The following is a 23980-nucleotide window of genomic DNA, read 5'->3' on the forward strand; positions in this document are numbered from 1 at the left end:
AGGTTTTACTATTTATGGAAGACACTCCACCCGACCGGATCGCGAAGTCATAGCTGAAAAACATAGTCCGATGGCAGGTTGAATCGGATACATCCTTGCAAAAGGAACAAAGAAACGAAAAATTACAGAAGCCCACCGAATCTCTTGGTGGGCTTTTCCTTTGCCGGGTGGTTGGAGGTGCCTGGTTTGGGCGAGGGCGGATTTTGGCGGAGGAGTGGCGAGGCTTTTGAGCCAGGGGAGGATGCTCTGTAACGTTGACAGGTGGGGGCTGGCGGGATAATGTAAAGTTTTCCATGAGGGTGCCACCATGACCACATCCACCTGTGACTTCTACTGCGACAAGATCCTGAAAGGCCGTATCGACGTGCCGGTGTACCTGGAGAACGAACACGTCTTTGCCTTTCACCACACCAACCCGCTCTGGGAACACCATGTGGTGCTGCTCCCCAAACGCCACATCGAATCCCTCATCACCCTGGAAGAGGCGGACAACGACCTGCTCCTGGAACTGCTGCGCACGGCCAAGACGATCGCCCGCGACTTCATGGAGCGCTTCGGGGCCTGCCGGGTGTACACCAATCTGGGGGAGTACCAATCTTCCAAACATCTCCACTGGCACATCGGCTGCGGCGCGCAGTTGCGCCCCTATTGACGTTGAACCGTAGGGACGAACCGCTGTTCGCCCAATCAGGGCGCATGCAATGCGCCCCTACCCGAGGTTGTGCATATTTAATCGCGAAACACTAGCCCACTGGTTTTTACCCTCACGCCGCTAAGGAGTGAACCATGCCCCTCTTCACCTACTTCCCCACCCCGGATTTCGCCGCCAAGCTGGCAAAGATCGAGAAACACGACCCGCCGGGCCATACCCGCATCCTGGACGTGATCGACCGCATCCTCAACAACCCCGGCGACGCCGACGGCTGGATGCACGGCGAACACCACGGCCGCCTCAAGAAGTACGTGGGCCGGAGCGAGTACCGCCTCATCTACAACTGGTGCGAGGTCTGCCGCAAACAGGCCAAGACCCTGGAAGAAAAATGCGGCTTCTGCCGCGAGGTGGGGGACAACAGCGTGATCTTCTTCAACGTCTACCACAAGAACGAGGCGAGCAGGGTGTAAGCACAAGCCCCCCTCCGAGCACTCCCCCGCTGGGGGAGGGGACTTGTGCATACCGGGAACCACGAAAGTAGAGAACCATGGATCGCTCCTCGCGCAATCGACTTACGGAAAAGCTCCTCCCCCAATTCGGCGGCGATACCCTGTTCGACGCCGTGGGTCGGGCGGTGTGCGCTGCCGGCTGCCTGCCGCGCAAGGAGCTGTACGAGGCGTGGGAGGTGGCCCGCCGGGTGCGCCGCCGCTTCCGGGGCGGGCGGATCGTGGACTTGGCCTGCGGCCACGGGCTGCTGGCTCAGATTTTGCTCTTGTTGGACGACAGCTCGCCCCTGGCCCTGGCCGTGGATCGCCGGATACCCAAGAGCGCCGCGACCCTGGCAACTGCCCTGGACGCGGCTTGGCCGCGCCTGCACGGGCGCACCCGGTTTGTGGAGGCCGATCTAGAAACGGTAGCGTTGCACCGGGACGATGTGGTGGTGTCGGCCCACGCCTGCGGCGGGTTGACGGACCTGGTCCTGGAGCGGGCGGTGGAGGCGCGGGCCAGGGTGGCGGTGCTCCCCTGTTGCCACGACCTGAAAGGGGCCGACCTTGGGGGGCTGGAAGGATGGCTGGACGGCCCGCTGGCCCTGGACGCGGCCCGGGTGGCCCGGCTCCGTTCCCAGGGGTACCGGGTATTTACTCAGCGGATTCCGGGTGATATCACCCCAAAGAACCGGCTGCTGCTGGCAGAACCGGAATAGGGAAGAGGAGCGAAGCACAACATGACGTCAACAGAGCAGACCGAACACCGGGAAGAGGGGGTGGAAGTCCCCTATGAGCAGATCAATCCCGACACGCTGCGCAACCTGATCAGCGAATTTGTGACCAGGGAGTGGGAGGAGTCGGGGGAGGTCAGCTATACCCTCGACCAGAAGATCGAGCAGGTCCTCCGGCAGTTGCGGGAGGGGAAGGCCCGGGTGGTGTTCGACGCCACGTCGGAAAGTTGCAACATCGTTCCGTGCCGCTCTTGACAGCGGGAGCATTCCCATGGTTCACTACGCCATGACATCCGCCACGCGACAAACCCGCCTCCTTTTGCGTCCCCAACGCACCGTACCGGGCCGCGCCAACCGCGCGCCGGGCAGGGGGTGACCCATGCTCCTGCGTCTCTTCCTGATATTTACCATTGTCCCGATCATCGAGGTCTGGCTGTTGATCAAGATCGGCCGGGTCATCGGCGCGCTCCCGACCGTGGCCGTCCTGCTGGCCATCTCCCTGGCCGGGGCCTGGCTGGCCCGGTCCCAGGGGTTCCGGGTCGTCGCCGCCATCCGGGACGAACTGGCGGCGGGGCGCATGCCGGGGGCCCAGATCCTGGACGGCGCCCTCATCCTGACGGGGGGGATTCTCCTCTTGACCCCCGGTTTCTTCACCGATTTCATCGGCCTGTTCTTCCTCATTCCCGCCACCCGCACGCTCCTCAAGAGGTGGCTGGGAATCTGGCTGGAACGGCGGCTGCGCCAAGGCAGCTTCGTGGTCCGCCGCTTCTGAAAGACCCTGTAAAAACACTACCAACAGAGAAGGAGACCCTATGAGCGACATGATGGAACTGTTGAGGAAACGCCGCAGTATCCGTGCCTTTACCCCGGAGCCGGTGGCCCCGGAAACCGTGGACCTGCTGGTGGAGGCGCTGCTCCGGGCTCCTTCGTCCCGCGGCAAGAACCCGTGGGAATTCGTGGTGGTGGATGACCGGGAACTGCTGGAGCAGCTCTCCCGCTCCAAGGAGCATGGTTCCCAATTCATCAAAAACGCGCCCCTGGCCATCGTGGTCTGCGCCGACAGCACCGTGTCGGATGTGTGGGTCGAGGATTGCTCCATAGCGGCCATCCTCGTGCAGATGGCCGCCCTCTCCCTGGGCCTGGGGAGTTGCTGGGCCCAGATGCGCAAGCGCAGGCACGACGCCGACAGCTCGGCGGAGGAGTATATCCGCAAGCTCCTGGGCCTGCCGGAGCATATCGTGGTGGAGTGCATCGTCGGCATCGGCCATCCGGGCGAGGTCAAAAAAACGGTGCCGGCCGATAAGCTGCAGTATGGCAAGGTCAAGCGCAACCGGTATTCCTGAGGGGGGGACATGAAGACGTATCGCAATGAGTTATGGTTCGAGACGCGGAGCCGCCGGGAGATGATCAACATCACCCCCCAGGTCGGGGAGTGTCTTCAGGCGAGCGGCATCCGCGATGGACTGCTGCTCTGCAACGCCATGCACATCACCGCCAGCGTGTTCATCAACGACGACGAATCCGGCCTGCACCAGGACTTCGAGGAGTGGCTGGAGGGGCTGGCGCCGGAGAAACCTTATTCCCGTTACCGCCACAACGGCTTCGAGGATAACGGCGACGCCCACCTCAAGCGGACCATCATGGGCAGGGAGGTGGTGGTGGCGGTGACCGACGGCAAGCTGGATCTGGGGCCGTGGGAGCAGATATTCTACGGCGAGTTCGACGGCATGCGGAAAAAGCGGGTGCTGGTGAAGATCATCGGGGCGTAGGCTGCCCCTTGCAGGCACAATTCCGAACCCGAAAAGGAGGATGTCATGCCACAGGCCAATGACCTGAAACGGTACCGCTGCTCCGAGATTTTTTCCCAGTCTACCGGGGTAGAGATCCGGGAGGCGTTCAAGGCCCACGAGGAGGGGGGGCTGGTCACGGAACGGGCCGGCAGGGTGCAGGTGCGCTTTTTCAAGCTGACCCCCAAGACCAAGCCGGATGAGGTGACCCAGATCCGCTTTATCTGCGAACCGGACGAGGCCTTTGCCTTGGGGGTGATGATCGCCCAAGTGGCGGCCTCCTCGGCCCCGTGCAAGGAAAAGCTCGCCCCCCACAAGTTTGCGGGCAACGAGCAGGCGGCGGAGACGGTGACCACCCTGGCCGTGGAAAAGTGGGAGCGGGGGGGTAAGAGCGGCTATGCGCTCACGGTGGGGCGCGGCAAGGATTTCATCAGCGTGCCGGTCCCCTTGGGCAAGTTCCTCTTTGCCGGGGAGTTCCTCAAATCCCTGGCCGTGGAGCAGTGCTGGGTGGAGCGGCCGGAGAAGAAGCACTAACAGGTTGTTGAAAAACAGCCATCTTAGCGCCTATCGGCGTCCCGTTAAACGGGATGACTACGCTATCGCTCCGTCACCGATAATTATGCTCACGCATAATTATACACCGCCGTCCTCGAAAGCCCTTTTGTGACTGAGGCCTTTGGCCTCACCCTTCGGGCGCCTTCGCGGTCCAATTTAGCAAGCTGAATTGTGCGGCGTAGCGCTGCTACGCCTCCGCGGGGCTTCCTGCGGGTGCGACGATCTGACTATTTTTGAACAACCTGAGTTTTCAGAGACCTACTAGTGTCCCAAGCCAAACGGTACAATACCTTTTCCGACGAATTGAAGCGGGTCTTCGGCTGCAAGGTGCAGCGCATCTCCGTGGATGCCGGCTTTACCTGTCCCAACCGGGACGGGACCCTGGACCGGGAGGGGTGCATCTTCTGCGGCGAGTCGGGCTCCGGCGCCTACAGCATCCGTCCCGAACTCTCGGTGGCCGCCCAGGTTGAGGACGGCAAGGAGGTCATGCGCCGCAAGTACCGGGCCGAGAAGTTCATCGCCTATTTCCAGGCTTATTCCAATACCTACGCACCGGTGGAACATCTGCGGGCGCTGTTCGACGAGGCGCTCTCGGTTCCCGGCGTGGTCGGGATCATCGCCGCCACCCGCCCCGACTGTCTGCCCGACCCGGTGCTGGATTACCTGGCACAGCTGGGGGAACAGACCTATCTCTGGCTGGAGCTGGGGCTGCAATCCATCCACGACAAGAGCCTGGCGCTCATCAACCGCCGCCACGACTACGCCTGTTTCGTGGATGCCCTCGAGCGGGCCAAGGCCCGGGGGATACGGGTCTGCGCCCATGTGATCCTGGGGCTGCCCGGCGAATCGCGGGAGGAGATGCTGGCCATGGCGGGGGAGTTGAACCGCCTGGGCGTGGACGGCGTCAAGCTGCATCTGCTGCATGTGATGAAGGGGACCCGCCTGGCGGAGATGTACGGGCGGGGCGAGGTGGAACTGCTGGACCGGGACGGCTACGCCGGACTGGTGTGCGATTTCCTGGAACTGCTCGATCCGGCGATCCTGATCCACCGCCTGACCGGGGACGGCGGGCGGGACAACCTGGTGGCGCCCCTCTGGTCGCTGCACAAGTTCGAGGTGCTCAACCTGATCGACGCCGAACTGGAGCGGCGCGCCAGCCGGCAGGGGATCAGATGCTCCTCATGACGATAGACGCGATGAACGCCAGGTAGAAAATCCCCCCCACCAAGAGCGTCCCCGGTGTCAGGTGCCGTTTCCAGCGGATCTGGCAGTAGGCCACCCCCACCGAGGCGAAGGTGATGCCCACGGTGGTCAAGGCCGTGGCGTCCAGCCGCCATTCGGTCATCAGGATACCGATGGCCGTGATGACCGCCCCCTGAAAGACCATGGCGCCGGTGATGTTGCCGATCGCCAGGGTATCCTTCCCCTTGCTGATCCAGATGACGCTGTTGAATTTCTCCGGCAGCTCGGTTGCGATCGGGGCGATGATCATGGCCAGCACGAACGGCGAAATCCCCATCTGGGCCGAGATGATCTGGACCTTTTCCACAAAGATATACGAACCCCAGACAATCAGGAGCAGTGACCCGAGTATCTGAAACGTGATGATGCTCATATGGGGATCATTGGATTTGGGCGCAAAATAGCACGGGTCCAGGTCGGCCTCCTCGACCTCGTGGTTGCCGTTGCCCCCCCGCAGGGTCCTGAGCACGTAACCGCCGTAGACCAGGAGCAGCACCAGGGCGATGAAGGTCTTGATCACCGGGTGTCCGCCCAAAAACGAGGCGGCGATGGCCAGGGCATAGAGTGCCAGGAAGTATTCCATATCGCGGCGCATGACGATGGTGTCCACCCGCATGACCGGGTAGTCGTCCCTCTTGCTGCGGTTGACCATGACCGCGATCCCGCTGATACAGAAGGCCAGGGTGCCCAGCATGAAGGGGGCGCCGATGATGGCCCCCACGCCGATCTCGTGGCCGGCGTCCTTGGAGCCGAACAGGATGGCGATGATCGGCACCAGGGTCTCGGGCAGGGCCGTGCCGATGGCGGCAAAGATACTCCCCACGGCGCCGTCCGACAGGTTCATCTTCTTGCCGAACCACTCCAGGCCGTTCGTAAAAACGGTCGCCCCCAGCAGGATAATGCCCAGGGCGACCACCAGCAATAACCAGTTGATCATGATTGGATGACGTTCTTTCTGCGTTGAAAAGGGTCAATAAAAGCTAGGCTTTCATGACCTACATCTCAACACGGGTAATGACCCCTTGCAGCTTTGCTGCGGGGAGTTTGTTGAACTGCACGAAGTTGGGGGTCAGCTTCTTGATGGCGGAGAAAACCTTCCAGACCGGGTTGGCGGTGGCGATGTCCTCGATGCCGTAGAAGATGACCTTTTCCAGGATGCCCTTATCCTTGAGCAACTGTTCGATGTCGAACATCTCCATGTAGCCGGCGATGACTTCAAAGGCGTCCAGGCCGGTTCCCAGGCCGGTGGTGAGGTTGCTTTTCAGGCCATAGGGTTCATCCGTGCGAATGATGGAGATCAGCACATTGCGCTCGTAGATGATATTGCTGCGGATGGTGCAGTGCACGAGGTACGGCGGGATGGTGTTGTACTCCTTGACGAAGAACAGGCCGGTTCCGGCTATGTGCCCCTTGTGGTAGATCTGCTCGTAACTCATCAGGTAGGTTTCCAGGTCCAGCGGCTTCAGGGCGCGGTACAGGGCTCGCTGTCCCTTGGTCCAGATGAGGATGGCCCCCAGGGGGATGGATGCCAGAATCAGCGACCAGTAGCCGCCGGCAGGGAGTTTGTGGAGATTCGACGTCAGGAAGGCGGCGTCGATCAGGGTCACCAACAGGGCCACCGGCACCTTCCACTTCTTCTTGGTGCGGGAGAAGATCATGACCATCATGATGCCGGTGATGGTCATGGTGCCGGTCACCGCCAGGCCGTAGGCCGCCGCCAGGTTGTCGGACTTCTTGAAGATCAGCATGATCATGATCACCAAGGCCAGCAAGAGCCAGTTGACGGCGCCGATGTAGATCTGCGATTTGAGGTAATGGGAGGTGTAATCCACCTTTAACAGCGGCAGGATACGGGTGGTGATACCCTGGTAGACGATGGAGAATACTCCGCTGATCAAGGCCTGGGAGGCGATCACCGTGGCCATGATGGTCAGTACCAGAAAGGGGACATACAGCAGCGCCGACTGGGACTGGACCATGCCGAACAGGATGTTCTTGGCATCGGGATGGGTGATGATGAAGGCGCCCTGGCCCAGGTAATTGATCACCAGGGCGACAAAGACCAGATACCAGGCCCGCTTGACCGGCTTGCGCCCCAGGTGCCCCATGTCGGCATAGAGCGCCTCGCCGCCGGTGGCGCAGAGGATGACCTCCGACAGGACAAAGAAACCGGCCAGGCCGTTCTTGGCCAGGAACGCGATGGCGTAGTGGGGGCTAATGGCGGCGATGATGCCGGGAAAGGAGGTCAGGGAGAGGGTACCTGAAAGTGTCAGGGAGGCGAACCAGACCAGCATGATCGGCCCGAAGGCCTTGGCCACCTTGTCGGTCCCCTTGAACTGGAAGATGAACAGGATTATGGCGATGACGGCGGCGGCAAATATGATGGTGCCCTGTGAAAGGCCGCTCAGGGCGGGGATCAGCAGAGCCCCTTCCACGGCCGAGAGGATACTGATGGCCGGAGTGATGACGCCGTCCCCCAGGAGCAGGGCGACACCCAGGTAGGAGAGAAAGGTCACGAAGACCATCTGGCGGCCCGGCTTGATCATGCGCACCAGAATCTCGCGCAGCACGATGGTCCCCCCCTCGCCTTTGCGGGAGAGGCTCATGGCCAGGAGGGCGTATTCGATGTTGACCAGGATCATCAGGGTCCAGACGATCAGGGAGATGATGCCGAAGACATTCTCCTGGGTCGGCTTGGTCAAGGCGATGATGACGGTCAAGGTATAAATGGGGCTGGTACCGATGTCGCCGAACACCAGCCCCATTGATTTGATGATGCCGCCCCAGTAGGAGTCGGCCTCCACATGTTTTACCACGCAATGCCTCCGAAAAATTACAACTTATACCACCGGAGGCGTATGCGCTCAATGTTTTTTCTGGAGGGGCTTCCGGCGCAGCTCCCATTCCATGGTCTGCCGGTTCATCACGGCCACCTGGTCGGGGCCGCCTTCGGGCGGCTTGGTGGTGGTAGCGTTTTCCGGCAGCTCGCAGATGCCGGAAAACGACGAGGTGTCGGCATAATCCTGACCGAGATAGAGGCCGGTTTCCGGGTCGAAGAGGTAGATCTTCATGGCTGCGCCCCACAGAAAGCATCGTTATTATTCAATGATCTTGAGCCGATATCCCACGCCCGGTTCGGTAACGATGTAGCGCGGGCGTGAAGGGTCCGCCTCGATCTTGCGGCGCAGGTTGCTGATGTTCACCCGCAGTACGTGGGGCTGTTCCTGGTAGGCGATGCCCCATATCTGCTTGAGTATCTGGCTGTGAGTCAGTACCTTGCCGGCATGGGTGACCAGCAGCCTGAGCAGGTCGTACTCGGTTGGGGTCAAGGGGATTTCGACGCCGTTGACGGTTACCTGGCGGAGGTTCAGGTCGAGGATGAGGCCGCCGCTGGTAAATATCGGTTCCGCGGCCTGTTGGAGCGTGCGGCGCAGTGAGGCCCGGATGCGGGCCAACAGTTCGCCGACACCGAACGGCTTGGTGAGGTAGTCGTCGGCGCCGGCGTCCAGGGCAGCGACCTTGTCGTCTTCCCGCTCCCGCACCGAGAGCACGATGATCGGGACCTGGGACCATTCGCGGATGCGCCTGATGACCTCGATCCCGTCCAGATCCGGCAGTCCCAGGTCGAGCAGGATCACATCCGGCCGGAATGCGGCTGCCGCCGCCAGCCCGCTGTGACCGCCCTCCGCCTCGTGCAGGGAAAATTCCTCGTTGGACAGAATGGTATGGAGAAAACGGCGTATCGCCAGTTCGTCGTCGATTACCAGGATGCGGGGCAAGAGGGAACTCTTTTCATCGGCCATGTCGCGCGCCCTTTCCGTCAGTCGTGCTCTTTCTTGAATGCCGCGGAGGGGATACCCTCCCGGAGGATGTGACCGGGCAACCACTCCCGGATACTCTGTTCATACCCTACAAGCCCGGCAGGCTGCCCGGATTGAGCGGCAGGTGCAGCACGATCCCGAGCCCTCCCCCCGGACGGTTCTCCGCCCTGATCGTGCCGCCGTGCGCTTCGACGATCCCCTTGCAGATGGAGAGCCCCAGGCCGGTTCCCCCGGCGCCCTCGGGAACCGGGATGCGGTAGAACTTGTCGAAGACGCGCTGGAGATCCTTTTCGGGGACGCCGGGGCCGTGGTCGGTTATCTCTATGATGAGCCGGGTGGCGTCGGTACGGGCGGCAATCTCTATGGGAGTGGCGGGGGGCGAGTATTTCACGCTGTTCTCCAGGAGATTGACCAGAACCTGAGTCATCAGAACCAGATCCATGGGCACCAGTGGCATGATTGGGAGCATCCTGAACGAGATCTCCCGGTTTTCGATGCGCGGTTCCAGAACCGCCAGGGCGCATCCCACCAGGTCCTGCACGTCGCATGGTTCCAGGTTGAGCCTGATCGCGCCGGCTTCGATGCGGGTCATGTCCAGCAGGTTGCCGACGAAACGGTTCAGGCGCTCGGCTTCGCCGCAGGCGGTATCCAGAAGTTCGCGCCGCGCCGGGTCGCTCAGATGCGCCCCCTCGTCCCTGAGACTGGTGAGGACGCCGGTAACCGATGCCAGGGGGGTGCGCAGATCGTGGGAGATGGAGTTGAGCAGGGCGCGCTCCAGGTTTTCCCTCGCCTGGAGTATCTGGGCCTGCTCGGCCTGCCGCGAGAACTGCACCCGCTCCATGGCCATGGCGGCCTGGGTGGCAAAGGCGTCCAAGAGCCGCCGGCTCTCGGTGGAACGGTACTCCACGTCGTTTTCCAGGCGCACTCCCATGACGGCCAGCACGCTGGCCGGGGTCTGCAGGGGGAGGTAGAGCAGGTCGGCGGATACAAGGGTATCGGTCCCGCGCCCGGCCGGGTGGCGGTTGCGGAAGGCCCAGTCGGCCACGGCCTGCTCCTTTGCGTCGATGATCAGGCCGCTGCTTGCCGCCATGACGTCGAGCCGTTCCCCCTCGGGCAAAAACAGGGCCACGTGCGCATTCAGGGCTTCCTCCACATTTCTGATCAGCGCCTTCATGACGGCGCCGATATCCACGGCTGCGGCCAAGTCGCGGCTCAGGTAGTAGAGGCTTGCGGTCTGCACCTCACGGGCCCGCATCGCCTCGGCCCGCTCCCGCGACCGGGCCACCAGCGTGCTGATGACCACGCCCACGATGAACAGGGCAATGAAGGTGATCAGGTACTGGGTGTCGGCCACGGCAAAGGTGAGGCGGGGGGGGACGAAGAAGAAATCGAAGGCCAATACCCCCAGAAGTGAGGTGACCACGGCCTGTTTCCGGCCGAGCCGCACCGCCGCGACCACCACCGCCAGGAGATAGAACATGACCATATTGGTCGGGTCCAGAAAGGGCCTGAAAAACTCGCACACCACCGAAACCGCGATGACCAGCATGAGAGTCGCCGAGTAGCCGCGGAACCCGAACGGGCTCTGGGCCGCTTGAGCCGCATGGGGGGCAGGTTTTTCCACCGTTTCGAAACTGACCACCACCACGTCGATGGCCCCGCTGTGGCGGATGACTTGATCCACGACAGGCGGGATCACCAGTTCGCGCCAACGCGGCCTGGTCGGTTTGCCCATGACGATCTTGGTGACATTGTGCCGCGTGGCGTAGTCCAGGATCGCATCGGTAACCGTGGGGGCGGTGACGGAGGCGACCTGGGAGCCCAGGCTCTCGGCCAGGCGCAGGTCGCGCCACACATGCTCCCGGTTCTCCCTGACGTGCTTGCCGCTGCCCGGGGTCTCGATATAGACGGTATACCATTGGGCTTTCAACTCTTCCGCCAGACGGCAGGTGGCGCGGATCAGTTTCTCGCTGTACGGGCTGCCGCTGACGCAGACCAGGAGCCGCTCCGTGGTGGCCCAGGGGCCGGTAATGGCCTGGGTCTCCATATAGGCCCGCATCTGGTCGTCCACCCGGGCGGCGGTGCGGCGCAGGGACAGTTCCCGCAACGCCATCAGGTTGCCCGGCCTGAAAAACTTCTCCATGGCCTTGGCCGCCTGATCGGCGATGTAGACCTTTCCCTCGTGGAGGCGTTGCAGCAGGTCTTCGGGAGGGATGTCCACCAGCCTGATATCGAAGGCGGTATCCAGCAGGTGGTCGGGGAGGGTCTCCCGCACGACCACGCCGGTGATCTGGGCCACTACGTCGTTCAGGCTTTCGAAGTGCTGGATGTTGACCGTGGTGAAGACATCGATGCCGGCGGCCAGGAGTTCCTCCACGTCCTGCCAGCGTTTTTCGTGGCGTGATCCGGGGGCGTTGCTGTGGGCCAGTTCATCCACCAGGGCGATCTGGGGCTTGCGGGCCAGCAGGGCGTCCAGATCCATCTCGGGGAGCCGCACCCCCTGATGGATGATCTCCTTCCGGGGAAGGATTTCCAGCCCCGCCAGCAAGGCGTCGGTCTCGAAGCGGCCATGGGACTCCACATACCCCGCCACCACGTCGCGCCCCTCGTTCCGGCGCTGGCGGGCAGCTTCCAGCATGGCGAAGGTCTTGCCGACCCCGGCGGCATAGCCGAGGAAAATCTTCAATTTTCCCTGTTTTGCCTGTTCTGCCTCGGCTTCTTCCGCCTGGGCGAGCTTCAGGAGGGTTTCGGGGGAGGGGCGGTTGTCGTCGCCGTTAGCGGGCATGGGATAAGCCTCATTGTGGGAGGATGGGATGATTCCATTATAGCCGATTGCCCAGGGGTGTCCACCGTGGAATTCTAATGAACCTGGGGGGGCTTCCGGCAGGGCGGCGTGACAGGCATGGTGTCCCAGGCCCGCTTATCCGGGTCGAAGACCGGCACCTGTCCCGGCCCATAGGGGGGCGGTGCGATGGTGGTGATGCCTTCCACGTATTTCAGCATCTCATCATCTTCGAACAGCTCGCCCGCATAGATACCGTTTTCCGGGTTGAACTGATAGACTTTCATGGCCCGCCTCCTGTACGTTTTTCTGCTACGATTACAGGATATCAGGGGCCTCATAAGGTGTGTGTCAAAATGGGGGGCAGCCGCGTCAAGAAGGTATCAAGACGGCTTCAGCTCCTCATCCGTATGGGCAGGATGACCGTGGTGAGGCCATCCCACTGCAAGCGCCGCTGGATGGCGAAGGCGGTCTCGTTGTGCAGCATCCTGTGGTAGAACTTTTCCAGCCTGAAGGTGAGCTGGCCGGTGAAGACCACCGAGCGCGGGTACTCCTCGTGGACCTGCTTGCAGATACCGGTAACGGTTTCCACCACGTCGGTGGCCACCTCCATGCGATAATCGGCGGCGAAGCCGAGGCGTCGCGCCAGGGTAACGTATTTTTCCAATCCTGCCTTGACCGAGGCCTCCAGGGCCTCAACCTCTTCGGCACCTTTGAAGGAGCCGGAATCGACCACCGCCACGGAGACGAACACCACGTTTTTGTAGGTTTGGGGGAAGATGGTCAGGATCGAGAGCAGGGTGTGCACGCCAAAGCCGCTGTAGCCGGAGACCAGTTGGATGGCGGTGGTATCGTTGCGGTTCAGGGGGGCGTCGTTATAGGGACGGGTGATGGGAAAGTCCAGCAAGGTGTCGTCCAGTTGGGCGATCCCCTGGCGCACCCTGGTGTAATGCCCCTTGATCTGGTAGCAGAGGGCGATGACCACCGAGGTGATCAGCAGGGTCAGCCATCCCCCTTCGGCAAACTTCTCCACCGTGGTGATGACCAGGATGGTGGCGCAGATTACCAGGCCGACGAGATGTACGCTCAGGTGTTGCAGCCATTTCGGGTCTTCCCTGCGGCGCTGGATGAAAAAACGCGACATGCCCAGTTGGGAAAGGGAGAAGGTGACGAAGACGTTGATGGAGTACATGACGATGAGCGCATCCACCGATCCCCTGGTATAGAGCAGCAGGGCGATGGCCGCCGTGCCCATGAGCATGATGCCGTTGCGCATGGTCAGCCGGACGGAGAGGGCGGCAAAGCGGTGGGGGAACCAGGAATCCACCGCCATGTTGGCCATGACCCGCGGTCCGTCCACGAAGCCGGTCTGGGCGGCCACCAGGAGCAGGGCGCCTTCCGAGAAGATGGTGATGAAGGCTATCGCATGCCCCATGGGCCAATCGCTGAACAGGCCGTCGGCCAGCACGGCGTTGAGGGTTTTGCCCTCCACCGGCCTGATGCCGATCAGCGAATAGCAGAGAAAGAGCACCCCGGCGGTGAAGGCCAGGGAAGTGGCCATGTAGACCATGGTCCGTTTGCCGGTCTGCACCCGCGGTTCGCGCATGATCTGCAGGCCGTTGGAGACCGCCTCGATGCCGGTATAGGTACCGCCGCCCAGGGAGTAGGCCCGCAGGAATAGTAACATGATGCCGAAGAAGCCGATGGTGGAGAGATCATGGTGGAGCCCGCTCTGGAAATCCCGGGCGAGCGGGGCGAAACGGTCGGTGTGGGTGAAGATGCCGTCCAGGAGCATCAGGATGTGGGTAACCACAAAGGTGGCGAAAATCGGGGCCAGTACGGAAATGGATTCCTTGACGCCGCGGATGTTCAGGATAATGAGCACCACCGCCAGGAAGCAGGCGAAGGGGACCTTGTACTGGTGGAACTGGTGGGGGACATAGCTGAACATGGCATCCACGCAGGCCGCGATGGACACGGTGATGGTCAGCACGTAGTCCACCAGCAGGGCGCTGCCCGAGACCACCCCCGCCTTCTCCCCCAGCATGTGGGTCGCCACGATGTAGCCGCCGCCGCCGTGGGGGAAGTGCTCTATGATCCGCGAGTAGGCGTAGGAGATGATGAAGACGGTGAAGGCCGTGGCCAGCCCCAGGAGGATCGCCAGGTAGGTGTGCTGCCCCAGGGCGCGGAAGGCCTCCTCGGGGCCGTAGGCCGATGAAGAGAGGCCGTCGGCCCCCAGGCCGACCCAGGCGAGTATGGGAATGAGGGACATCTTGTGGAAGAGATGCGGGTCCTTGATGAGTTTTGGGCTTCCGAATACGGCGCGGGCGATCTTTTTGAAGATGCCGCTGTCGGCGGGATCGTTTTCCGGCTCCATCTGTTTCTCCCCAGGCTGTGGCCTGCACCATTGCCGCATTACGACCGTTCAACTCTAGTGTACCTTGCGATGTAAGTTTTTCAATCTACCACTCCCGCCATCAAGAAAGTATCAAGATGTCCGGCCACGGCATCAAGAAAACATCAAGACGGGCGGTATGGCGATGCTGGAACCAGGTAACGTTAAATATTTCGGAAGGTTCCCCCTCTCTTGACGGGAGGGGGTTAGGGGGTGGGTGAAGCTGCCATGGGCTCATTACATGGCAACCTCCCCCACCCTAACCCTCCCCCGCAAGGGGGGAGGGGACTATTTCCCCGTTGATTCAACTGTTACAAGGTACTAGCGCCATATTTGGGTTGTACACGGCGGGCAAACCTTGATAAACTCCGGCCCTATCGCAAACGAAGAGTAGGGGACGGACGCTCCATGGCTGAAAAGATCGTTGCATTGAAGGTGGATGTGGATACCTATGCCGGGACGCGCGACGGCGTGCCGGCGCTTTTGGAGGACATGGCCCGTTTCGGGGGCCAGGCCACCTTCTATTTTTCCCTGGGGCCGGACAATTCGGGCAAGGCCATCCGGCGGATCTTCACCCGCAAGGGCTTCCTGAAAAAGATGCTGCGCACCAAGGCGCCCGCGGCCTACGGCATCAAAACCATGCTCTACGGCACGCTGTTGCCGGCGCCCATGATCGGGGCAGCCTTTCCCGACGTGCTAAAGGCAACGGAACAGCGCGGCCACGAGGTCGGCATCCACTGCTGGGACCATGTCAAATGGCACGATTACCTCCCCTGGTTTCCCAAGCGCGTGACCGCCATGGAGCTGGGCCTGGCGGGCGGCCAGTTCGAGAAAATCCTGGGGCATCGCGCCGTAACCACGGCGGCCCCCGGCTGGACCGTGTCGCCCGATTCCCTGGAGGTGCAGGACGCCATGGGATTGAGCTATTGCAGCGACGGGCGCGGCACCCACCCCTTCTACCCGGTCATGGACGGCCGCCGCTTCCGCACCCTCCAGATCCCCACCACCCTGCCCACCGCCGACGAGATCCTGGGCGAGAACGGCGTCACCCCCGAAAACATCCACGATTACTACTTTGCGCAGGTGAAGGATGGGCTCAACGTGCTGACCATCCACGCCGAACTGGAGGGGGGCGCCATCCGGGCTTCCTTTGTCCGCCTGCTGGAGCGTTTCGCGGCAGAGGGCATCCGCTGCATCACCCTGGGCGATGCGGCGCGCCAGGTCTCCAACGTGCCGGCGTGCCGGCTCTTCATGGGTGAGATTCCCGGCCGCGCGGGCTTGGTGGCCATCCAGGGGGAAGAGATCCCGTGATGCGTTTTCAACCTCCTTCACCCAGCCTGTTTTCCCCCGAAGTGCCCCTGTCCGATGCCGTCTGCCGTTATTTCCGGGTCAAGCACCGGGATATGGTCTACCTCAAGTTCATCCTGGAGGCCTATGAGGGGATGAACACCATGAGCACCGTGGACAACGTGGACGGCATCATCCGTATCGCCCTCATGCCCGGCTTCGTGGAGGAGATGGATGAGCTGCTGGCCGAATTGGGCACCAGGGTGACCATGGAACCGGTCGCCTGGGAGGAACAGAGCGGTGAGTGACAGGACCGGCCGCGTGGCCGTCATCCGAGTCCTCCTGTTCCTCCTGATGATCCCGTGTCTCCCGGCGCAACTCTTTGCCGCCGCCGGCCCGGTCCTGCCGGGCATCGATGTGCTGGAACAGCGCGGTTTCGACCTCCTGCAGGGGAAACGGGTCGGCCTGATCACCAACCACACCGGCCGTTCCCGGGACGGTCGCAGCACCATCGACATCATCAATAGGGCTCCCGGCTGCCGCCTGACCGCCCTGTTCAGCCCCGAGCACGGCATCCGGGGCGAGGCGGACGACAAGGTCGCGTCGGCCATCGACCGGGCCAGCGGCCTGCCGGTGCACAGCCTCTACGGCGCCACCTGCCGCCCCACACCCGCCATGCTGCGGGGGGTGGATATACTGGTCTTCGATATCCAGGATATCGGCACCCGCTTCTACACCTACATCGGCACCCTCTCCCTCGCCATGCGCGCGGCCCGCGACGCCGGTATCCCCATGGTGGTCCTGGACCGCCCCAACCCCCTGGGGGGTGAGCGGGTAGAGGGCGCCATCCCGACCACGCCCCTGCCCGAGCGGGCGAGTGGCTGCGGCGCCATCACCAGCATCCATCCCATCCCCACCCGCCACGGCATGACGATAGGAGAGCTGGCGCGGCTCTTCAACACGGAATTCGGCATTGGCTGCCGCCTGACCGTCGTCCCGATGCAGGGGTGGCGGCGCTCCATGTATTACGACGCAACCGGCCTCACCTGGATCAACCCCTCGCCCAACATGAAGAGCCTCTCGGCCGCCATCCTCTACCCCGGGCCGGGGACCCTGGAAACGGCCAACCTCTCGGTGGGGCGCGGGACGGAGCGCCCCTTTCTGGCCTACGGCGCCCCCTGGGCGGACGGCGCGGCCGTGGCGCGCAACCTGGCGGGCCGCCATATCCCCGGCATAAGCTTTACCCCGTGCAGTTTTGTGCCGACCGCGGCCGGGCACCCCTATCGGGGCAAGCGCTGCTCCGGCGTCTGCGTCGCCAGCCTGGACCGGGACCGGCTCGATCCCGTCCTGGCCGGGCTGCACCTAGCCCAGGCCTTCTACGAGACCCATCCCCGGCAGTTCAAGGTTTATGAAGGGTTCGGCACCGAGGTGGGGGATCGGGAGGCGTGGCGTCTGCTGCGGCAGAAGGGGGTTAGCCCCCTTGATCTGGTTAGGCGGTGGGATAAGGAGTTGGAACGGTTCAAGGTGGTGCGGAGCGGGTATTTGTTGTATTGAGGGGATAGTGGCTGGGCTTCAATAAGCTTTGTGGATATGCTGGGATTTCGTTTGGATCAGCCGCAATGGCTCAAAAAAGTGCGGCCTCGGTTTAGAAGAATAGGGAGTGTCCTTATTTAGTCCCATGGGGCATTTTCAAGTTGATTTAGCAGCTCTGTGCTGATGTTCCAAAAAATTAACATTAGACATGTTTTGAGCTTGCCATTGCAGTATCGTTAGTTCCCTTTACCTTGACTTTTCAGGGCTTTTTGCATACTTTAAGGTATGGTTTGTACGGGAGAAAGCATGGATTCGAAGCCGAAAAGAAGGTACCAGAAGGTCGCAAAAGAGAAGTCGGATGGAGCCACTTACACGCCTCAATTACTGGCAGATTTCGTAGCCACTCAGATTATCAACGCCGGTATCGTCCCGGACAATGACATACTTAACATCTTTGACCCGGCCATTGGTGACGGACAGCTACTCGATAGCCTGCTAGAGCGTATCCCGCAGAAGGCTAACCAGACTATCCACGTCTATGGCTATGACACCAACTTAGAGGCTATCAACAACGCGACGGCTACCCTCTCCCGCAAACACCCCAATGCAGTTTTGCACCTACAGCACGAAGACTTCCTTTCACATGTGCTTGAGTGCTATGAGACTTCAAGTCAAACCAGCCTCTTCGGGCAGAACTCGCTTCTAAAATATGATATCATCATTGCCAATCCGCCATATGTCAGAACCCAGATTCTTGGCGCAGACAGGGCTAAGATTCTGGCACGGGAATTCGGGCTGGAAGGCCGGATTGACCTGTACTACGCCTTCATCATCGGCATGGCGAAAGTTCTCAAGCCCAAAGGCGTCGCGGGCATCATCGTTTCCAACAGATTCATGACAACCAAATCTGGTGGCTCTGCCCGCAAAGCCATCCTGGACGGATTCAACCTGATGAAAGTATGGGATTTCGGTGACACCAAGCTGTTTGAAGCTGCTGTACTCCCTGCCGTTCTGCTGGCGCACGGCAGCAACGGTGCTGTCCATTATGAGCCGGTTTTTACTTCTATTTATCAATGTACTGAGAAACCGGAAGTCCAAGCCGCCAATCCTATCGAAGCCCTTACCACGGACGGAATCGTAGGGCTTGATGACGGCAGGGCTTTCAAGGTGCAGCATGGGACTCTGGATAGTGGGCCAATGCACGACAGCGTATGGCGTATCGCCACTACGACAAATGACGCATGGCTTGATACTGTAAAAGCTCACACATGGAAAATGTTCGGAGATGTCGGCAAGATTCGGGTAGGCGTGAAAACTACAGCTGACAAAGTGTTCATAAGGTCGGATTGGGAAGCGGCTACAGGCGGGCATATCCCGGAACTGTTGAGGCCCCTCATCACGCACCACGTTGCGCGGAGCTTCCGGGCATTGCCGCCGAAGAAGGATACGAAGATTCTCTATCCCCATGAGGTGGTGAACGGGAATCGGCGCTGTATCGACATCACGCGACACCCGAATTCCGAGAAGTATCTGCTGGAGCACAAAACGGCGCTGGAAGGACGGAAATACGTTATTGAGGCAGGAAGAAAGTGGTACGAAATCTGGGTGCCGCAAGACCCGGCTGCATGGAATTATCCGAAACTGGTTTTCCGGGATATCTCCGAAAAGCCGACCTTCTGGGTTGATGACAGTGGTGGAGTGGTAAACGGGGATTGCTACTGGCTGGTAGTGGAAGGCAAAAACACCGACTTGGTATGGCTGGCGGCAGCAGTTGCAAATTCCACCTTCATCGAGTCATTTTACGATTACAGCTTCAACAACAAGTTGTACGCGGGACGGAGAAGGTTCATTACTCAATACGTTGAGAAGTTCCCCCTCCCTGCCCATGATACGCCGCTTTCGACTGAAATTATCGCCCTAGCGAAACGCATCCACGAAGAAATAGACACGGCAGATGCAACGGGTTTGGTAAAGCAGCTAAATGCTATGGTGTGGCAAGCATTCGGGTTAGTCGAAGAAGTCACCGGGTAGCGGAAGCTGGAGCTTCTTGTTGAGCACCTTCCCGCCGAACTGCGGGAACCTGCTGAAGAAGGCGGCTCCGGTGGTCAGGAAAAAATGAGTAATCACGACTTCGAGGCCATCCGTGGTCGCGCAGAACAGCGCATACCGCACATCACAGTGCCGCACCTGATGGTTGTTCAACATCGGCACATCAAGGGCAGAGGTGCTATCGGGTGTCACTAGCCCAAGGTCGATAGTTGGGGAAGTCTGCAGTTTCACTTCCAGCAGTTGGTGGAGCACATCCGGGAACTGGCCGTTGTCCTGGTAGCCAGGATAGCCGAGAGCTTGGCAGACGAGGCGGTGTAAATCAGCTCCCCGGTTCCGTTCTTGGACACGGCCACGGTCAGGGAATTTCTGGCCTATGAGGGGAGATAGCTTGCCGAAGAGTTCCCGAATCGGGAGCAGCTGCCCCGGCAATGGATAATTGGTCGGGTTGTACATAGCCATTGAAACCCCTGCTGCTACTTGCGGCAGAATGATATTGGTGTCTACGTTGACAACAAGTTCCGTTGGTGTCGCTCCGGATGTGAGCCGCGCCTGATACTTTTGGGTGAGAGTTCCGGTGGTATCGTAACGGGCAAGGGAATCACCGGAGAGGACTTTTACACGGGTAATTTTGTCTGTCTCTGAAATCCCGATTACCACATAGCGGCGAGTCGGAGTAATCTCCTCGTTCCAAATTTGGAGATTGTTCGACTTCTGTGTGTAGGTATCGAAATCTTGTCCCGGAAAGCGCGGATGGGTTTTCTTGAACGAAGCGGGGATGGGATAGCCAAGAGCTTTACAAATGTGCTCTTTGACTACTTTCGACCGAGTTCGTAGTGGCAACCCGGCAAGGCTGATTCCGGCGAGTTCTCGGTTCAGGATGAGTTCCAATGTGGGGGTTGGTATCCAGTGATCTCCACCGATAGTGACGGGCTGATAAATCGAAAGGCAACTATTTCTGATTGAATTTACATACTCATCCGGCGTCTTGATTGTCGTCGTCATTGTTTCCCAGATTTTTCATGAGTAGTCGCGGAACTGACACGTTCAAGGCAGATGCGAAAAGCTCAAGGGAACTCAGGGTCACGTTGCGCTCACCTCTTTCGATCGACCCCACATACGTCCTGTGGATGCCGCAAACTTCCGCGAGTTCTTCTTGTGAGAGACCTCGTTGATTTCTGAGGAATCGCAGGTTTTCCGAAAGAATCTGTGTGAGTCCTGAACTGGGTTTTCGCAAGCCCATTAAGTAGCTCCGTTATATTTTCTGGGATAATTTCTAACAATGAAGACTTCAAGTCTACAGACTATGAGTAGCATCTAGTGTTTAAGTGGAGGTAATGACAGTGGCTGTGATGAAATGGCAGGAGGTGTTTCAGATACACCGGAAGATACGGGCTGCTTATGTCGAGGAAGGGCAGCTTAAATCCATGCTTTTCAGCCTTGACCGGCGCAGAAAGCGGTTCAACTACAGGAAGGGTGATACGCTGTGCTTCTGTTTCTACAAAGCAGCACCGGAGACGGCCCAGATACTTTCCAGCTTGAGGATTGGAGCCAACTTCAGGGTTTTCGAGAAAGTCGCACCGGATACCTGGAACGATCTTGGTAGCCATACGTGCATATTTGTTGGAGATGGAAAAGATGCCGCGAATCGGGATTCCCTTGTTATAGAGGTAAGGCGTAATTCCGGAGGACATCCATGATAAGTTTTGTCAAGAGGAAAACGGAGATTTTCCATAACTTCCAGAAGCGCCACCGATAACCTTTGTTTTGCCCCTTCCTGCTCTCCAACCTTTTTAATCTGGGAACCAACAAGTGTCAGCCCCACACATTTCACAAAAGGCGAACGTAATCTCGTTAGGTCGGAAGGTTGCCTGTCGTGCAAGCCAGGCAATCTCTGCTTTCCCCTCTGGCAAAGAAGGAAATAACCTACACCACCAACACCTGCAACCCCCGCCCCGCCCCGGAGGCGTACACGAAGGTAATCCCCACCGCCCCGTTTTTCCACTCCTCGCTACGATAATCCTTCAAAAACGTACAGCGGAAGGCCTTCACCCGGCTGTCCGCCGGCAGGTCCGGGGGATTGGGCAGGTCGCGCAGGCCGGGCCAGGTGCAGTCCGCCTGGCGTTCGGCGGCAAAGGAGGGGAGCTTGCCCATGAGCGGCATCTCGTGGCGGCAATAGTCGAAGAAGAGCGCGTCGTGCAGCAGGCGCCGCGTCGCGTCGTCCACCAACGGCTCCGCCAGACGGGCGAACAGTTCGTACACGCGGCGGGTGGAGAGGCCGGAGAGGTTGTCGTTGCCCGCCTGGCGCGCCATGCGGTCGAAAAGGGAGGCCGTGTCGATGGTGCGCCGCAACAGCGCCAGCGTCGCGGTAAAACCGTCATGGTTGTAAAACAGGTCCAGCAGACGCCCGATGGTTTCGATGCGGCTGATATCCGCAAAGGCGAGCCACGGGTTGCGCAGGATCGTGTAGGGGGGGAACCCGGAGAAGTGGTAGTCGTCCCGGCTGGCGATCTCCCGCATGGCCGAGCCCTTGAGCACCTTGAGCGGTTCGATCTGGATCATGTGCGGGTTCAGGTCGGCCACGGCGCGCAGGGATGCGAGAAAGCCGGTGAAGTCCTCCCCCGGCAGCCCGGCGATCAGATCCAGGTGCAGTTCGATGTTGGTTTCGGCCCGCAGGCGGCGGACGGCGTCGAAGATACGGCCCAGGTTCGCCTTGCGCCCGACCCGCAGCAGGGTGGTTTCCGAGGCCGACTGGACGCCGATCTCGAAGCGGAACATGGTGGGCGGGACGCGCTTCAGCAGGTTCAGGTTCTCTTCGGTCAACAGGTCGGCGGCGATCTCGAAATGGAAGTGGCTGCCCTGGTTGTGCTCCAGGATGAATTCCCAGATCTGGTTGGCCCGCTGGGCGTCGAAGTTGAACGTGCGGTCCACCAGCTTGATATTGGCCACCTTGTGCCCCATGAGGAGGGTCAGGTCGCTTTTGATGCGCTCCAGGCCAAAGGAGCGGACGTGCCCCTCGGCGGCCGAGAGACAGAAGGCGCAGGAGAACGGGCAGCCGCGGGAGGTCTCGTAGTAGATCAAGGGCTTTTTCAGGTCCACCAGCCCCGCCTCGAAAGGGGAGGGAACCGTGTCCAGTTCCAGAAAATGTTTGCCGAGCGGGCCGGAGACGATGTCGTCGCCGTCGCGGAAATACAGGTTGTCGATCTCCCCCAGGGAGCGCTCCAGCCGGTTGCTGCCGCCGTGCTCCATGAGGGTTGCGGTCAACTGATGGAAGACCCGCTCCCCCTCGCCCTTGACCACGAAGTCCACAGCCGGGTTCTCGTGCATCAACTCGAAGATGTTGAAGGAGGCCTCCGGGCCGCCCAGGACGATGCGCGTATCCGGCGCGATCTTCTTGATGTCCGAGGCGATGCGCAGGGTCTTCTCGATATTCCAGATGTAGCAGGAAAAGGCCACCATGTCTGCCTGCTCGGACATGATATGGCGCAAAAGCTGCTCGCGCGGTTCGTTGGTGGTCCATTCCCGGATGACGGCGGTTACGCCGGGGATGTCGCGGCAGTATGCCGCCAGACAGGGGAGCGCCAGGGAGGCGTGGGAGTATTTGGCGTGGAGCGTGGTAAAGAGGATTTTCATGTCAGAAACTCACAAAGTATGAATTATCGTGGGATTTGATCTCTGTTGTAAGCGCTTTCGACAGGGAATTCAATCGTTCTATAACGCCTGCGGCCGGTTTCCCCGACAAAAGCCGGGGCTGAAACCCCACCCGCCGGTTGAGCACATCCAGCGGCAGTATTTCCGCCTCGCGCCGCGTGTCGTCCAGGCGCAGGCGGATGATGACGCTCTGGTCGGCTGCCGCGCTCTTGCTGGCAAAGGTGAAGTTGCCCAGGCTGTAGAAGACGATGCCTTTTCCGTAGCGCTCGATGCCTTGCAAGACATGGGGGTGATGGCCGATGATCACGTCCGCGCCCGCGTCGATGGCCTTATGGGCGATGCTGCGTTGCAAGGGGGTCGGCATGGTGTGCCCCTCCTTGCCCCAATGGAAGGAGACGATCACGTAATCCGCCTCTTTGCGTGCCCGGACGATATCGGGGGTAAAGATGGTGTCATAACCCGGTGCGGTCCCGGGGCGCTGCCGGGCGGCGAAAAACTCCACCGGCTGGGTCAGGGAATAGCCCAGAAAGGCGATCTTCTTTCCCTTGACGGTAAAGATCGCCATCTTGCGCGCCTCGGTCAGGTTCTCGCCGGCGCCGATCCAGGTGATGCCCGCCGTTTCCAGGTTGGCCATGGTCTCGGTCAAAGCCTCGGCGCCGAAATCCATACTATGGTTGTTCGCCAGGGTGACCAGGTTGAAGCCGGCCTTGCGCACGGCCTTGGCCACCTCCGGCTCGGCCCGGAAGCGGAATTTCTTGGCGGTGAATTCTCTTCCCCGGTTCGCGATGGGGGATTCCAGGTTGGCCAGGTTGATGTCGCTCATGGCCAGGGCCTCCGTCACCCCGCCAAAGGGATGGTCGTACCCCTTGCTCTTCAGGAACGGCGCCCATCGGCCGGCCAGCATGATGTCGCCGACGGCGCCGATGACGATCTCCTGGGCATGGGCCCACAACGGCGTGGCCAGGAGCAGGACGATGATCGGTATGGCGAGGGACGGTAACCGTTTCATG

Annotated in this window: 25 protein-coding genes; 14 read left to right on the top strand and 11 right to left on the bottom strand. The window is 60.6% G+C overall.

The annotated features are described in order from the left end of the window. Nucleotides 1-307 precede the first annotated feature (307 nt). The 9 genes from F6V25_RS02040 to mnmL all read left to right on the top strand — a co-directional run bounded on the left by F6V25_RS02040 (nt 308) and on the right by mnmL (nt 5398). On the top strand, nt 308-652 hold the full coding sequence (locus tag F6V25_RS02040) for an HIT domain-containing protein (RefSeq protein ID WP_151126755.1): 345 nt from the start codon (nt 308-310) through the stop codon (nt 650-652). A 134-nt stretch (nt 653-786) separates the two neighbouring features. Beyond that, nucleotides 787-1122: a type II toxin-antitoxin system RelE family toxin gene (locus F6V25_RS02045; protein WP_151126757.1), complete on the top strand. Its 336-nt coding sequence runs from the start codon at nt 787-789 to the stop codon at nt 1120-1122. Nucleotides 1123-1199: 77 nt separating this feature from the next. Then, nucleotides 1200-1856, top strand: coding sequence for a methyltransferase (locus F6V25_RS02050; RefSeq protein WP_151126759.1), 657 nt, complete (start codon nt 1200-1202; stop codon nt 1854-1856). 21 nt (nt 1857-1877) lie between these two features. Beyond that, a complete protein-coding gene (locus F6V25_RS02055) occupies nt 1878-2126 on the top strand; it encodes a YheU family protein (protein ID WP_151126761.1) in 249 nt (82 codons plus the stop codon). A gap of 124 nt (nt 2127-2250) precedes the next feature. Next, nucleotides 2251-2643, top strand: coding sequence for an FxsA family protein (locus tag F6V25_RS02060; protein WP_151126763.1), 393 nt, complete (start codon nt 2251-2253; stop codon nt 2641-2643). Between the two features lie 40 nt (nt 2644-2683). Next, nucleotides 2684-3214, top strand: coding sequence for a nitroreductase family protein (locus F6V25_RS02065; RefSeq protein ID WP_338045576.1), 531 nt, complete (start codon nt 2684-2686; stop codon nt 3212-3214). A gap of 9 nt (nt 3215-3223) precedes the next feature. Continuing rightward, nucleotides 3224-3640, top strand: coding sequence for a secondary thiamine-phosphate synthase enzyme YjbQ (locus F6V25_RS02070; protein ID WP_151126765.1), 417 nt, complete (start codon nt 3224-3226; stop codon nt 3638-3640). Nucleotides 3641-3685: 45 nt separating this feature from the next. After that, on the top strand, nt 3686-4192 hold the full coding sequence (locus F6V25_RS02075) for a hypothetical protein (RefSeq protein ID WP_151126767.1): 507 nt from the start codon (nt 3686-3688) through the stop codon (nt 4190-4192). A 285-nt stretch (nt 4193-4477) separates the two neighbouring features. Continuing rightward, nucleotides 4478-5398, top strand: a complete 921-nt coding sequence (mnmL, locus tag F6V25_RS02080) for a tRNA modification radical SAM protein MnmL/YtqA (protein ID WP_151126769.1) — start codon at nt 4478-4480, stop codon at nt 5396-5398. On the opposite strand, the gene F6V25_RS02085 is transcribed toward mnmL, so the two are convergent. From F6V25_RS02085 to F6V25_RS02115, 7 genes are all read right to left on the bottom strand, one after another. Beyond that, complete coding sequence (locus tag F6V25_RS02085; protein ID WP_151126771.1) at nt 5382-6392, bottom strand: sodium:calcium antiporter; 1011 nt, start codon at nt 6390-6392, stop codon at nt 5382-5384. The genes mnmL and F6V25_RS02085 overlap by 17 nt on opposite strands. A 58-nt stretch (nt 6393-6450) precedes the next feature. Further along, a complete protein-coding gene (locus tag F6V25_RS02090; RefSeq protein ID WP_151127205.1) occupies nt 6451-8220 on the bottom strand; it encodes a KUP/HAK/KT family potassium transporter in 1770 nt (589 codons plus the stop codon). Between the two features lie 99 nt (nt 8221-8319). Continuing rightward, nucleotides 8320-8526, bottom strand: coding sequence for a hypothetical protein (locus F6V25_RS02095; RefSeq protein WP_151126773.1), 207 nt, complete (start codon nt 8524-8526; stop codon nt 8320-8322). A 27-nt stretch (nt 8527-8553) separates the two neighbouring features. After that, nucleotides 8554-9258, bottom strand: coding sequence for a response regulator (locus F6V25_RS02100; RefSeq protein ID WP_151126775.1), 705 nt, complete (start codon nt 9256-9258; stop codon nt 8554-8556). Nucleotides 9259-9364: 106 nt separating this feature from the next. Continuing rightward, nucleotides 9365-12061, bottom strand: a complete 2697-nt coding sequence (locus F6V25_RS02105) for a sensor histidine kinase (protein WP_151126777.1) — start codon at nt 12059-12061, stop codon at nt 9365-9367. A gap of 74 nt (nt 12062-12135) precedes the next feature. Next, nucleotides 12136-12345 (bottom strand): hypothetical protein, encoded by a 210-nt coding sequence (locus tag F6V25_RS02110; protein ID WP_151126779.1) that lies wholly within the window; start codon nt 12343-12345, stop codon nt 12136-12138. 107 nt (nt 12346-12452) lie between these two features. Beyond that, on the bottom strand, nt 12453-14435 hold the full coding sequence (locus F6V25_RS02115; protein WP_151126781.1) for an APC family permease: 1983 nt from the start codon (nt 14433-14435) through the stop codon (nt 12453-12455). A 426-nt stretch (nt 14436-14861) separates the two neighbouring features. On the opposite strand from F6V25_RS02115, the gene F6V25_RS02120 reads away from it, so the two are divergent. The 4 genes from F6V25_RS02120 to F6V25_RS02135 all read left to right on the top strand — a co-directional run bounded on the left by F6V25_RS02120 (nt 14862) and on the right by F6V25_RS02135 (nt 19304). Further along, nucleotides 14862-15764: a polysaccharide deacetylase family protein gene (locus tag F6V25_RS02120; protein ID WP_151126783.1), complete on the top strand. Its 903-nt coding sequence runs from the start codon at nt 14862-14864 to the stop codon at nt 15762-15764. Next, the gene (locus F6V25_RS02125) at nt 15764-16048 is read left to right on the top strand and encodes a DUF4911 domain-containing protein (protein WP_151126785.1); all 285 of its coding nucleotides are present in this window, start codon (nt 15764-15766) and stop codon (nt 16046-16048) included. Before F6V25_RS02120 ends, F6V25_RS02125 begins: the two co-directional genes overlap by 1 nt. Next, complete coding sequence (locus tag F6V25_RS02130) at nt 16041-17294, top strand: exo-beta-N-acetylmuramidase NamZ family protein (protein ID WP_151126787.1); 1254 nt, start codon at nt 16041-16043, stop codon at nt 17292-17294. Before F6V25_RS02125 ends, F6V25_RS02130 begins: the two co-directional genes overlap by 8 nt. 285 nt (nt 17295-17579) lie before the next feature. After that, complete coding sequence (locus tag F6V25_RS02135; RefSeq protein WP_151126789.1) at nt 17580-19304, top strand: N-6 DNA methylase family protein; 1725 nt, start codon at nt 17580-17582, stop codon at nt 19302-19304. Here F6V25_RS02135 and F6V25_RS02140 read toward each other — a convergent pair. Continuing rightward, on the bottom strand, nt 19281-20324 hold the full coding sequence (locus tag F6V25_RS02140) for a restriction endonuclease (protein WP_151126791.1): 1044 nt from the start codon (nt 20322-20324) through the stop codon (nt 19281-19283). The two genes, F6V25_RS02135 and F6V25_RS02140, sit on opposite strands and share 24 nt — an antisense overlap. After that, nucleotides 20296-20562 carry a helix-turn-helix domain-containing protein gene (locus F6V25_RS02145; protein ID WP_246166930.1) on the bottom strand — a complete coding sequence of 89 codons (267 nt, stop codon included), beginning with the start codon at nt 20560-20562 and terminating at the stop codon, nt 20296-20298. The genes F6V25_RS02140 and F6V25_RS02145 overlap by 29 nt, the downstream gene beginning before the upstream one ends. 94 nt (nt 20563-20656) lie before the next feature. Here F6V25_RS02145 and F6V25_RS02150 point away from each other — a divergent pair, with 94 nt between their 5' ends. Beyond that, nucleotides 20657-21019: a hypothetical protein gene (locus F6V25_RS02150; RefSeq protein WP_151126793.1), complete on the top strand. Its 363-nt coding sequence runs from the start codon at nt 20657-20659 to the stop codon at nt 21017-21019. A gap of 226 nt (nt 21020-21245) precedes the next feature. Here F6V25_RS02150 and F6V25_RS02155 read toward each other — a convergent pair whose 3' ends face one another. Next, nucleotides 21246-22952: a B12-binding domain-containing radical SAM protein gene (locus tag F6V25_RS02155; RefSeq protein WP_151126795.1), complete on the bottom strand. Its 1707-nt coding sequence runs from the start codon at nt 22950-22952 to the stop codon at nt 21246-21248. Between the two features lies 1 nt (nt 22953). Further along, the gene (locus tag F6V25_RS02160) at nt 22954-23979 is read right to left on the bottom strand and encodes a CapA family protein (protein WP_151126797.1); all 1026 of its coding nucleotides are present in this window, start codon (nt 23977-23979) and stop codon (nt 22954-22956) included. Nucleotide 23980 lies beyond the last annotated feature (1 nt).

It is taken from the genome of Oryzomonas japonica (genome assembly GCF_008802365.1).
Taxonomy (GTDB): Bacteria; Desulfobacterota; Desulfuromonadia; order Geobacterales; family Pseudopelobacteraceae; genus Oryzomonas; species Oryzomonas japonica.